This is a genomic window from uncultured Demequina sp. (genome assembly GCF_913055775.1).
Taxonomy (GTDB): domain Bacteria; phylum Actinomycetota; class Actinomycetes; order Actinomycetales; family Demequinaceae; genus Demequina.
The window spans coordinates 18,384-30,330 of sequence record NZ_CAJXJX010000018.1; the positions used below are offsets into that span (position 1 = coordinate 18,384).

An 11,947-nucleotide genomic window follows, 5' to 3' on the forward strand; every position below is an offset into this window, starting at 1 on the left:
GCCGGTCGCGTTGGTTGAGTCTCGCTGGTCGCGCCAGTCGCGCCAGTGGCGCTAGTCGCGCTAGTCGCGCTTGGCGCCGGTGATGCGGCGGGCGTCGTAGACCCCGTCGATCTTGCGGATCGCGGCGAGCACCGCGCCGAGGTGCGAGGGATCCGCCATCTCGAAGGTGAACGTGTTCAGCGCGACGCGGTCCTGGCTCGTCGACACGTTGGCGCCGAGGATGTTGACGTGATAGTCCGACAGCGCCTTCACGACGTCGCTGAGCAGGCGGTTGCGGTCGAGGGCCTCGACCTCGATCTGCACCAGGAACGCCGCGTTCGACTGTCCGGTCCACTGGACGTCGATGAAGCGCTCCTCCTGTTCGGCGAGAGCTCCGAGGTTCTGACAGTCGGGGCGGTGCACGCTGACACCGTTGCCACGCGTCACGAATCCACGGATCGGGTCGCCCGGCACGGGCGTGCAGCACTTCGCGAGCTTGACGACCACGTCGGACAGTCCGTGCACCGAGATGCCGGGGTCGCCCCGCCGAGCTGAGCGCGCGCCCGTGGTCCCCGGGCGCGTGATCTCCGTGACGTCCTCATCGGCGCCCTCGGCGCCGCCGACCGCCTCGACCATCCGGGCGACGACGTCGGAGGCCTGCTCCTTGTGCTCGCCGATCGCGGCGTACAGCCCATCGACGTCGTCGTAGTGCATCTCCTTCGCGAGGGCCAGGAGCGTGGACTTCGACATCAGGCGCTGCATGGGAAGGTGCTGGCGACGGATGGCCCGCGCGAGCATGTCGCGCCCCGTCTCGACCGACTCCTCGCGCCGTTCGCGCGTGAACCACTGTCGGATCTTGTTGCGCGCACGCGTCGACTGGACGAAGTCGAGCCAATCGCGCTTGGGGTGGGCGTTCTCGTCCGACGTCGTCAGCACCTCGACGGTGTCGCCGTTGTCCAGCGTCGAGTCGAGGGGCACCAGCCGGCCGTTGACCTTGGCGCCGATGGTCTTGTGGCCCACCTCGGTGTGGACCGCGTAAGCGAAGTCCACCGGCGTGGCGCCCTGCGGCAGCGACAGCAGGCGCCCGCGGGGAGTGAAGACGTAGACCTCGGCGCGCGAGATCTCCCCGCGCAGGGAGTCGAGGAACTCGGAGGGGTCTGCGGTCTCCTGCTGCCAGTCCGCGATCTGGCGCAGCCAGCCCATCTCCCCCGAGCCGCCCGAGCCCTCGCCCTTGGCGTTGGCCTTGTAGCGCCAGTGGGCCGCGAGACCGTACTCCGCGCGGCGGTGCATCTCGTGGGTGCGGATCTGGAGCTCGACCGGCTTGCCGCGCGGCCCGATCACCGTCGTGTGCAGCGACTGGTAGAGGTTGAACTTGGGCATCGCGATGTAGTCCTTGAAGCGCCCGGGCACGGGCTGGTACTTCGCGTGCATCGCGCCCAGCACGGCGTAGCAGTCGCGCACCGACTCGACGAGGATGCGGATGCCCACCAGGTCGTAGATGTCGTTGAGGTCGCGGCCGCGCACGATCATCTTCTGATAGACCGAGTAGTAGTGCTTGGGGCGCCCGGTGATGACTCCCCTGATCTTCATGGTCTTGAGCTCGCCGTCGATCTGGGCTGAGATCTCGGCGAGGGAGCGTTCCCGCTCGGGCGCCCGCTCGGCCACGACGTCGACGATCTCCTGGTAGATCTTCGGATAGAGCGTCTTGAAGGACAGGTCCTCGAGCTCCCACTTGATCGCGTTGAGGCCCATGCGGTGCGCGAGCGGCGCGTAGATCTCGAGGGTCTCCTGGGCCTTGCGACGCGCGCTCTCGGGAGAGACATGCTTCCACGTGCGGGCGTTGTGGAGGCGATCGGCGAGCTTCAGCACCAGGACCCTGATGTCCTTGGCCATCGCCACGACCATCTTGCGCACGGTCTCGGCCTGGGCCGCGTCCCCGTAGGTGACCTTGTCGAGCTTGGTCACGCCGTCGACGAACGAGGCGACCTCCGAGCCGAACTCCTCGCGCAGCTGCGACAGGGGGTACTCGGTGTCCTCGACCACGTCGTGCAGCAGCGCGGCCGCGATCACGGTGTCGGGAAGACCCATGTCCGCGATGATCTGCGCCACCGCGATCGGGTGGATGATGTACGGCTCGCCGCTCTTGCGTGTCTGACCCTCGTGGGCCTTCGCGGACACCCGGTAGGCGTGCTCGATCAGGCCCGTCTTGCCCTTCGGGTACATCCGCCTGAAGGTGTCGAGCAGGCCGTCGATGGCCGTGGGCTCCTTCGCCGGTCGGCGCAGGAACGCCAGTGGCCCCGAGGGCGCGGGCGAACGGGTCTCCGTCACTCCGGTCCTCCTTCCCTCAGGGTGAGAACCAGTGTACTGGCGCTACTGGCGTCCCTTGCGCCGCGGCTGCGACCCCACACCCTGGTGGTGGCCCGGCTGAAGTGCGCCCACGCGCACCGTGCCATCGGTGTTGACCGCGACATCCGCTTCGCCGGACTCACGTGCGGCCAGGACGCGGGCGGTGTGGTCCTTGATCGCCTTCTCGTTGCCGCGCAGCGCCACCTCGAGGGGTGTCGCGACGAAGATCGACGAGTAGGTGCCGACGGCCATGCCGACGAACAGCGCCAGTGCGATGTCGAGGAGCGTGCCGGCTCCCAGCAGCCAGGTGCCGATGAAGAGGATCGACGCGACGGGCAGCAGCGCCACGACCGACGTGTTGATCGACCGCACCAGGGTCTGGTTGACGGCGAGGTTCGCGAGCTCGGCGTACGTGTAGCGGTTCTGGGTCTGCAGATTGGCCGTGTTCTCGCGCACCTTGTCGAACACCACCACGGTGTCGTAGAGCGAGTAGCCCAGGATCGTGAGGAATCCGATCACCGTCGCGGGCGTGACCTCGAAACCGGTGAGGGCGTAGATGCCGGCGGTGAACAGCAGGTCGTGGATCAGCGCCACGATCGCGGCGACGGCCATGCGCCACGCGCGGAAGTACAGCGTGATCACCAGGAACACGAGCAGGAGGAAGATCACGAGGCCCTGCAGCGCAGCCTGGCCCACCTGGGCACCCCACGTGGGGCCGATCTGGTCGAAGCTGATGTCCTCGGTCGGCACGCCGTAGGCGTCCGCCAGGGCTTCCGTGAGCTCGAGCTGCTCATCGGGCTCGAGGAATCCCACCTGCACCCTGATGTCGTTCTCGCCCAACTGCGTGACGCGCGGCTGCTCGCCCGGTGCCACGGCGGCGACGGCGTCCTCGGCGGGCGCGGTGGAGACGTCTTCGACGTTGGCGACCACATACTGCGATCCGCCCGTGAAGTCGATTCCCAGGTTGAAACCCAGCGTCACGAGGATCGTCACCGAGAACGCCATGAGGACGCCCGAGATGGCGAACCAGCGCTTGCGCTGCGCAACGATCGGATAGGTCTTCTCGCCCGAGTGCAGGCGGTTTCCCCAGGTGGCGAGGCTGCCCTTCATCGTGCCGACTCCTTCTTCTCGCCGGTGCCCTCGGCCGATGCGTCGTCGGCATCGGCGTCCGTCTCACCGCCGGCGGCGGCCTTGCGCTCGGCGGCCTTGCGCTCCGCGAGGGTCGGGCCCTCGGAGCGCACCACGCGCCCACGGCCCTTGTACATGGTGTCCCGGCCCAGCTGCCGCGGGTCCAGTCCCGAGAGCCGGTGCCCGTCTCCGAAGAACGTGGTCCGCGCGAGCAGGACCATGACCGGGTGCGTGAACAGGAACACCACGATGACGTCAATGACCGTCGTGAGTCCCAGAGTGAACGCGAAGCCGCGCACACCGCCGACGGCGAGCAGGTAGAGGGTCACGGCAGCGAGCAGCGACACGGCGTCGGAGACCAGGATGGTCCGGCGCGCGCGCTTCCACGCGTGGTCCACGGCGGATCGCAACGAGCGACCCTCGCGCAGTTCGTCGCGGATGCGCTCGAAGTAGACGATGAACGAATCCGCGGTGATGCCGATCGCGACGATCAGGCCGGCGACGCCGGCGAGCGACAGCCGGTACCCGAGCCCCCAGGAGAGCAGCGAGATGATGCCGAAGGTGGTCGCTCCCGCGATCAGCAGCGAGGCGATCGTGACGAAGCCCAGCGCGCGGTACTGGAACAGCGAGTACGCCGCGACCAGCAGGATACCGATGGCGCCGGCGATGAGCCCCTTCTGGAGCTGATCGGCACCGAGAGTCGCGGAGATCTGCTGGTTCGACTGGACCTCGAGGCTCAGCGGCAGCGCACCGAACTTGAGCTGGTTCGCGAGCTGTTCGGCCTCCTCCTGCGTGAACGCGCCGGTGATCGAGGCCTCGCCGTTGGTGATCCGCACCTGAACTGTCGGGTGCGAGATGACGACACCGTCGAGGATGATCGCGAACTGATTGCGCGGCTCCTCGAGGCTCACGAGGCGGGTGGTGACCTCGCCGAACTTGTCGGCCCCATCGGAGTCGAACTGCAGGCGCACCTCGTAGTCGCCCGTGAAGCTTCCAGCGGCGTTCACCTGCGGGCCCGAGGACGCGGTCTCGAGGTCGTCGCCGGTGAGCTCGACGGGGCCCATCGCGAGCTTCTCGAGGCCGTACTGCGCACAGGCCACGTGGCCGGTGTCCGGGTCTCCCATCGGACGGCCGGCGAGGTTGGCGACGTCCAGGCAGTCGAGGGCCTGGTACTCCGCCGTCAGGTCAGCGGTGAGCCACTCGAAGGACGAGGGGTCAGTGGTCTCGATGTCAGGCGTCGTCGACTCGGTGGTCTCGACGGACTCGTCGTCCGAGCCGTCGGTGGCCGTGTCGAGCAGCACCGGGCTGGGCGAGGCGCTCGGCTCGGCCTCGGTCGCCGCGGAGCCCGTCACGACGTTGGCGACCTCGGACGCGCTCGGCGTGGGCGTCGGCTCGGAGGAGGTCACCTCTTCGCCCTCGACCGATGCCGTCGGCTCGGCGGTCGGCTCGACGGAGGACTCGTCGGTCGACTCCGTCGTCGTCGCGCTCGGGCTTCCCACCAGCAGCACCGGTCGGAACTGCAGCTGGGCCGCCTGCGACACGAGGTCGATCGTGGCCTGATCCGGAGTGCCGGGCAGCGAGACGACGATGTTGTTGCCCTGGGTCGTGATCTCGGCCTCGGCCACGCCAGAGGCGTCGACGCGATCGCGAATCACCTCGACGGCCTGCTCGAGATCCGACTGCTCGATCTCCTGTGTCGCCCCCTCCTCGAGCACGGGGGTCAGGATGATCTGACGACCGCCGGCGAGGTCGAGGGCCAGCCCGGGAGTCCAGGAGGCGTTGCCCGTGAGCGCCCCCACCGCGAGCAGTCCGTAGATGGCGACGAGGATCGATGCGAGCCAGATCAGCGATCTGCGCGCGCCGTTGGTGACTTTAGACACTGGATTCCTTGAGAAGTTCACTGGGCTCGGAAGAGCCCACGCGATTCTAGGGCCTCACGCGGCCGTAGTCGAACCCGCGTCAGTCGAACAGCCGGCGCGACTGCTCGCCGGCGACCGCATCCGCGGGCGGCTGGAGACCGAGATGAGCCCACGCATCGGCCGTGGCCACCCGGCCGCGCGGCGAGCGGCTCATGAGGCCCTCGCGCACGAGGAACGGCTCAGCGACGGTCTCCACGGTCTCCGCCTCCTCGCCCACCGACACCGCAAGCGTCGACAGCCCCACCGGCCCGCCGCCGAAGCGGGTGCACAGCGCGCCCAGGACGGCCCTGTCCAGCCTGTCCAGCCCGCGCTGATCGACTTCGTACACCGTCAGCGCCTCACGGGCCGCGTCCAGATCGCCATGGCCGGCGCCGTGAACCTCGGCCCAGTCGCGCACGCGGCGCAGCAGGCGGTTCGCGATGCGCGGGGTGCCTCGCGACCGTGCCGCGATCTCTGCGGCCGCCTCGCCGTGCACGGGGAATCCGAGCCGCCCGGCGGAACGCTCGACGATCGCGTGGAGCTCGTGCGGCTCATAGAAGTCCAGGTGCGCCGTGAAGCCGAAGCGATCGCGCAGCGGCGCGGGCAGCAGCCCCGCGCGCGTGGTCGCTCCCACCACGGTGAACGGCGGCAGGGTGAGCGGGATCGAGGTGGCCCCGGCTCCCTTGCCCACCACGACGTCGACGCGGAAGTCCTCCATCGCGAGGTACAGCATCTCCTCGGCAGGACGCGCGAGGCGGTGGATCTCGTCGAGGAACAGGACGTCGCCCTCGTCGAGAGAGCTCAGGATCGCCGCGAGATCGCCGGCATGCTGGATGGCCGGTCCGGAGCTCACGCGCAGCGTCGCCCCCATCTCCGCAGCGACGATCATCGCGAGAGTGGTCTTTCCCAGTCCCGGGGGGCCGGACAGCAGCACGTGGTCCGCGGTCGCGCCGCGCGCGGAAGCGGCGCGCAGCACTAGATCGAGCTGCTCCCGCACCACCCGCTGGCCCACGAACTCATCGAGAGTCGACGGCCGCAGAGCGGCCTCCGCCGAGCGCTCCAGCGCGTCCGCGTCGACGTCGACCACCCGGGCGTCGTCGCCGAAACCCCTCGCCCCAAGGTCGTCAGACACGCGAGCCGCCCATGCTCTGGAGGGCCGCCCTCAACGTGGCCGAGACCTCGTCCTCCGAGATGGGCGAGCTCGCGACCGCCTCGACGGCGGCCGCGGCGGCCTTCTGGCTCCAGCCGAGCCCGACGAGCGCCTCCTCGACCTGGGGCCGCGCATCGGCGCTCGCCGCCTGGGGCTCGCCGGACTCGGGCAGCGACAGCCGGCCGCCCAGCTCCAGCAGCAGCCGCGAGGCGACCTTCGCGCCGATCCCGGGGACCTTCTCGAGGGCCTTGCGGTCGCCGTCCTGCACGGCCGTCAGCAGCGCCGCGGGCGAGTGCACGGACAGCATTGCGAGCGCCAGGCGCGGTCCGACCCCCTGCACGGCCTGGAGCGCCTCGAAGGTGTCGCGCTCGGACTCCGTCGCGAAGCCGAACAGCGTGAGCGACTCCTCGCGCACGACCAGCGTCGTGTGCAGCCGCGCCGGCTGCTGCGCGCGCAGCTCGCCGAGCGTCGCAGGGGTCGACTGCACGAGCATGCCCACGCCCCCGACCTCGATCACGAGCGACGTCGCGCGCACGGACAGGACCGTGCCGGCGAGCTGAGCGATCACGGACGGCTCCCTTCGAACATGTGTACGAACACCGTACGGGACGTGCTCTCCCCGCAGCACTGCGACGCGCCGATGCGCGGGTCGGGCTTGTCAACCACGCTTGCGCGCGGCGCGCTCCGCTTCCGCCCGCCGCCGCTGTGCGGCGGTGGTCGCGGCAGAGCCCGCGGGCGCTGCTCCCCCACGCCACGCGTGGGTGATGGCGATCGCCAGGGCGTCCGCGGCATCGGCCGGGCGCGGCGCCTCCGCCAATCCCAGGACGCGCGCGACCATGTACCCCACCTGGGCCTTGGCCGCACGGCCGTCGCCCGTGACCGCAGCCTTCACCTCGGACGGGGTGTAGAGCGCGACCGGCAGCCCGCGACGCTGCGCCGCCAGCATGACGACGCCCGAGATCTGCGCGGTACCCATCACGGTGCGGACGTTGTGCTGCGCGAACACCCGTTCCAGGGCGACTGCGTCGGGTCGGTGCTCGTCGAGGACACTCTCGACCGCATCGGCCAGGAGCGCGATGCGCGCCGGCGTCTCGTCCGCCGCCGGGGAGGTCGCCGCGGACACGTGCACCAGCGAGACCTTGCGCGCACCCGAGGCGTCAATCACGCCCAGCCCGCAGCGCGTCAGCCCAGGGTCGACGCCGAGAATGCGCACGCGGGTCAGCCGATCATCACTCGGCGGAGGCCGCCTCGAGCACCTCGTCGGAGGCATCCATGTTGGCGAACACGTTCTGGACATCGTCGCAGTCCTCGAGCGCGTCGATGAGCTTCAGCATCTTCTTCGCGCCGTCGACGTCGAGGTCGACCTTCATGGACGGCACCCACGCCGCCTCGGCCGAGTCGTAGTCGATCCCGGCCTCCTGCAGCGCGGTGCGGACCGCGACCACGTCCGTGGCCTCGGACGTGATCTCGAAGACCTCGCCCGCGTCCTCGATCTCCTCGGCGCCGGCGTCCAGCGTCACCATCATGACGTCGTCCTCGGTGGTGCCCTCCTTGGGGACCACCACTTGACCCTTGCGCGTGAAGAGGTACGACACGGAGCCCGGGTCGGCGAGGGTGCCGTTGTTGCGCGTCAGCGCGGTGCGGACCTCCATCGCGGCGCGGTTGCGGTTGTCCGTGAGGCACTCGATGAGCATCGCGACGCCGTTGGGGCCGTAGCCCTCGTACATGATGGTCTCGTACTGCGCGCCGCCGGCGTCCTCGCCCGAGCCGCGCTTGACGGCGCGGTCGATGTTGTCGTTGGGGACCGAGGACTTCTTGGCCTTCTGGATCGCGTCGAACAGCGTGGGGTTGCCCGCCGGGTCGCCGCCGCCGGTGCGGGCCGCGACCTCGATGTTCTTGATCAGCTTCGCGAAGAGCTTGCCCCGCTTCGCGTCGATGACCGCCTTCTTGTGCTTGGTGGTTGCCCACTTGGAGTGGCCGGACACATGTGCTCCCTGTGCTGCGAGACGAAAGGACTGCCGTCCAGTCTACTCAGGCGCGGACCGTCGTCCGGTGCACGCGCCGCGCTCCCCCGCCGCGCTGGTCAGGTGAACGCGAGCAGCAGTTCGTGAACCCGAGTGTCCGCGGAGATCTCGGGGTGGAAGGACGTCGCGATCGCGTGCTGATGACGCACCGCGACGGGGTGCCGCGAGCCGTCGGGGCCGTCGGCGGTGGCCAGCACCTCGACATCCTGGTCACGCGACTCCACCCACGGCGCGCGAATGAAGGTGGCGTGCATGGCGGATCCGTCGGGCTCCCACACCAGATCCACCTCGGCGGAGTCGACCTGACGCCCGAACGCGTTGCGCCGCACCGTCATGGGGATCGCGCCGAGCGTCTGCTGCCCCTCGATCCCGCCCTCGATGTCGCGGGCGAGCATGATCATGCCCGCGCACGACCCCAGGACCGGGAGACCGTTCCGCAGGCGCTCGATGAGACGGTCCCGGAGGTCGAAGGCGCGCAGGAGCTTGTCCATGGTGGTCGACTCGCCCCCAGGGATCACGAGAGCGTCGACCGCGTCCAGCTCGGACAGCCTGCGTACCCGGATCACCTCGGCCCCCAGCGACTCGAGCATCACCTGGTGCTCGTGCACGTCTCCCTGCAGCGCCAGCACTCCCGCGATCGTCATTCGCTCTCCACTCCCAAGTCCCTCGTGACGCCGTCCCAGTCCACGAACGCGTCCCACGGCTCCCTCAGCTCGCGCGGAAACACCTCGATCGAGGCGTCGCGCACCTCCTCCTGCGTCATCCATGCGACCTCGTCAATGGTCTCCGCCTCGATGGCGGACCATTCGGCAGTCGTCCTCGCCCTCGCTTCGGCGTCCTCCAGCCGCCCCACGAAGATCTCCTCGTGCTGCGTGTAGGGGCGCGAGGCGAAGTCGAACAGCGCGGTGCGGCGCCACACCGGGCCGTGGAGCTCGCCGTGCTCGAGGACGTGCCCGGTCTCCTCCGCGAGCTCCCGCACCGCAGCCGCGCGGGGAGCCTCGCCCGGCTCGATGCCTCCCCCGGGGGTGAACCAGAAGGCGCGGTCGGGCTGATGCGGGTCGTGGCCGCGGATCATGAGAATCCGTGGCGTCCCTCCCTCGCGGTCGATCAGCAGGACTCGGGCGCCGCGGCGGTGGACGCGCGCGGTGCGCAGCTCGACGCCCAGGTCCACCGCGTCCCCGGAACTGTCGAGGAAGTCCCACGGTCCGCGCAGCACGCTCGGCCACACCGGGAGCGGCTCGTGCGCGAGGTCGGCGGCCGTGCGCCAGACCAGTTCGTCCATCGTCTCGTGCTCGTCCTGCGTGAGCTGGCGCCCCACAGTCTCGACGATGTCCGATGCGCGGACCACGAAGAACTCCTCGTGCTGCTCGGTCTCGCGACCAGCGAAGCTGATGAGCGACACCTGCCGGATCACGGGTCCCACCACGGACTCCGGCTCCACGACGTGGCCCGTCTCCTCGGCGAGCTCGCGCACCGCCGCCGCGAGGGCGGTCTCGCCGTCCTCGATCCCGCCACCGGGTGTGTACCAGTAGGTCGCGCCGCTCCCGCGGACGTCGGTCTCGCGCACCATCAGGAGGCGCGCCTCAGCGGCCGAGTCATCGACCAGCAGCAGGCGCGCCGCGCGGCGGAACCGTCGGCCGCTCGCCGCGGCCGCGGAACTCAGCTCGTCGGTACTACCAGCCACGCTCGGCGAGGCGGTGCGGCTCGGGAACCTCGTCCACGTTGATGCCGACCATGGCCTCTCCCAGCCCTCGCGAGACCTCCGCAATCACGTCGGGGTCGTCGTGGAAGGTGGTCGCCTTGACGATGGCCTTGGCGCGCGTCGCCGGATCGCCCGACTTGAAGATGCCGGAGCCCACGAACACGCCCTGCGCGCCCAGCTGCATCATCATCGCGGCGTCCGCAGGGGTGGCGATACCGCCGGCCGTGAACAGCACCACGGGGAGCTTGCCCGTGGCCGCGATCTCCTTGACCAGCGGCAGCGGAGCCTGGAGCTCCTTGGCGGCGACGTACAGCTCGTCCTCGGGAGTCGCCGTCAGAGCCTTGATCTCGGCGCGGATCTTGCGCATGTGAGTGGTGGCGTTGGAGACGTCTCCGGTGCCGGCCTCGCCCTTCGAGCGGATCATGGCCGCGCCCTCGGAGATGCGCCGCAGCGCCTCGCCCAGGTTCGTGGCCCCGCAGACGAACGGCACGGTGAGGTTCCACTTGTCGATGTGGTGCGTGTAGTCGGCCGGGGTGAGGACCTCCGACTCGTCGATGTAGTCGACGCCCAGCGACTCGAGGACCTGCGCCTCGACGAAGTGGCCGATGCGCGCCTTCGCCATCACCGGGATGGAGACGGCCTCGATGATGCCCTCGATCATGTCCGGGTCGCTCATGCGGGACACGCCGCCCTGGGCGCGAATGTCTGCCGGAACTCGCTCGAGCGCCATCACCGCGACCGCACCGGCGTCCTCCGCGATCTTCGCCTGCTCCGGGGTGACCACGTCCATGATCACGCCGCCCTTGAGCATCTCGGCCATGCCGCGCTTGACCAGGTCGGTTCCGACCTCGGGGGTGGTGCTCTTGGCGGTGTCGCTCATGCGTTGCTGTCCTTCGGTGGATGGGGGTGGAATTCTGCTTCCAGTCTAATCGCGTCGCGGTAGGTCTCCTCGATCCGCGGGGCGACCTGGCGCCAGTCGAAGGTGCCAGCGCGCTCCTGGCCCCGCGCGGCGAGGTCCCGCCGCGCGTGCGGCTCTTCGATCAGGGTGTTGACGCGTGCCGCGAGCTCGACCGAGTCGCCCACTGTGTGCAGCGCCGCGCAGACCTCGCCGTCGGCATCCGTGGCGACATCGCGGAACGCGACCAGATCGCTCGCCACGACCGCTGCGCCTGCCGCCATCGCCTCGACGAGCACGATGCCGAAACTCTCGCCCCCGAGGTTGGGCGCGCAGTAGACGTCGACCGACGACATGAACCGCGCCTTCATGCCCTCATCGAGCTCCCCCACCACCTCGGCGCCCGCGCGTGCGGCGTGCGCGGCGATGCGATCCGAGAAGCGGCCCGCGACCAGGAAGCGCGCGTGCGGGTGGCGCCGCCGCACGTACGGAATCGCGGTGAGGAACTCCTCGAGGCCCTTGCGGGGCTCGTCCATGCGGCCCAGGATCCCGATCGTGGGCGCCTTCTTGGTGCCCTGCCACTCGGGGACGGGCTCCGCGTTCACGAACGCCGCGGTGTCGACGCCGTTCGGGATGATGTGCGTCGCGGCGACGCGCAGGTGACGCTTGATGGTCCTGTCCGCGGAGGGCGACACCGCGATGCGGGCGTCGAGCTCCTCATAGCCGGGCTTGATGAACGGCTTGGCGTTGCGCATGATGCGCGACTGCTCGTTCGACGTGTGGAAGGTCGCGACCGTGGGACCCATGCGCGCCCCCATCGCGATG

At 69.9% G+C, this 11,947-nt stretch carries 11 protein-coding genes; all 11 read right to left on the bottom strand.

What is annotated here, in order from left to right:
* Nucleotides 1-60: 60 nt before the first annotated feature.
* Nucleotides 61-2,307, bottom strand: coding sequence for a bifunctional (p)ppGpp synthetase/guanosine-3',5'-bis(diphosphate) 3'-pyrophosphohydrolase (locus QZ483_RS03235; RefSeq protein WP_297081552.1), 2,247 nt, complete (start codon nucleotides 2,305-2,307; stop codon nucleotides 61-63).
* Between the two features lie 42 nt (nucleotides 2,308-2,349).
* Complete coding sequence (secF, locus tag QZ483_RS03240) at nucleotides 2,350-3,435, bottom strand: protein translocase subunit SecF (RefSeq protein ID WP_297081553.1); 1,086 nt, start codon at nucleotides 3,433-3,435, stop codon at nucleotides 2,350-2,352.
* Nucleotides 3,432-5,333 (bottom strand): protein translocase subunit SecD, encoded by a 1,902-nt coding sequence (gene secD / locus QZ483_RS03245; RefSeq protein WP_297081554.1) that lies wholly within the window; start codon nucleotides 5,331-5,333, stop codon nucleotides 3,432-3,434. Before secD ends, secF begins: the two co-directional genes overlap by 4 nt.
* A gap of 79 nt (nucleotides 5,334-5,412) precedes the next feature.
* Nucleotides 5,413-6,483 carry a Holliday junction branch migration DNA helicase RuvB gene (gene ruvB, locus QZ483_RS03250; protein WP_297081555.1) on the bottom strand — a complete coding sequence of 357 codons (1,071 nt, stop codon included), beginning with the start codon at nucleotides 6,481-6,483 and terminating at the stop codon, nucleotides 5,413-5,415.
* On the bottom strand, nucleotides 6,476-7,069 hold the full coding sequence (ruvA, locus tag QZ483_RS03255; protein ID WP_297081556.1) for a Holliday junction branch migration protein RuvA: 594 nt from the start codon (nucleotides 7,067-7,069) through the stop codon (nucleotides 6,476-6,478). Before ruvA ends, ruvB begins: the two co-directional genes overlap by 8 nt.
* A 90-nt stretch (nucleotides 7,070-7,159) precedes the next feature.
* The gene (ruvC, locus tag QZ483_RS03260; RefSeq protein WP_297081557.1) at nucleotides 7,160-7,714 is read right to left on the bottom strand and encodes a crossover junction endodeoxyribonuclease RuvC; all 555 of its coding nucleotides are present in this window, start codon (nucleotides 7,712-7,714) and stop codon (nucleotides 7,160-7,162) included.
* Nucleotides 7,715-7,730: 16 nt separating this feature from the next.
* The gene (locus QZ483_RS03265) at nucleotides 7,731-8,486 is read right to left on the bottom strand and encodes a YebC/PmpR family DNA-binding transcriptional regulator (RefSeq protein ID WP_297081558.1); all 756 of its coding nucleotides are present in this window, start codon (nucleotides 8,484-8,486) and stop codon (nucleotides 7,731-7,733) included.
* A gap of 98 nt (nucleotides 8,487-8,584) precedes the next feature.
* Entirely contained in the window at nucleotides 8,585-9,169 is a 585-nt protein-coding gene (pdxT, locus tag QZ483_RS03270; RefSeq protein ID WP_297081559.1) for a pyridoxal 5'-phosphate synthase glutaminase subunit PdxT, read from the bottom strand.
* Nucleotides 9,166-10,209 (bottom strand): NUDIX hydrolase, encoded by a 1,044-nt coding sequence (locus tag QZ483_RS03275; protein ID WP_297081560.1) that lies wholly within the window; start codon nucleotides 10,207-10,209, stop codon nucleotides 9,166-9,168. Before QZ483_RS03275 ends, pdxT begins: the two co-directional genes overlap by 4 nt.
* Nucleotides 10,199-11,107 (bottom strand): pyridoxal 5'-phosphate synthase lyase subunit PdxS, encoded by a 909-nt coding sequence (pdxS, locus tag QZ483_RS03280; protein WP_297081561.1) that lies wholly within the window; start codon nucleotides 11,105-11,107, stop codon nucleotides 10,199-10,201. Before pdxS ends, QZ483_RS03275 begins: the two co-directional genes overlap by 11 nt.
* Nucleotides 11,104-11,947 (bottom strand): glycosyltransferase family 4 protein (locus QZ483_RS03285; RefSeq protein ID WP_297081562.1); only part of this gene is annotated, 844 nt, incomplete at its 5' end. The genes pdxS and QZ483_RS03285, both read right to left, overlap by 4 nt.

Bases quoted from the DNA above. Each gene is read 5' to 3' on its own strand.
- secF (WP_297081553.1), bottom strand. From the start codon at position 3,435: ATGAAGGGCAGCCTCGCCACCTGGGGAAACCGCCTGCACTCGGGCGAG.
- pdxS (WP_297081561.1), bottom strand. From the start codon at position 11,107: ATGAGCGACACCGCCAAGAGCACCACCCCCGAGGTCGGAACCGACCTG.
- pdxT (WP_297081559.1), bottom strand. From the start codon at position 9,169: ATGACGATCGCGGGAGTGCTGGCGCTGCAGGGAGACGTGCACGAGCAC.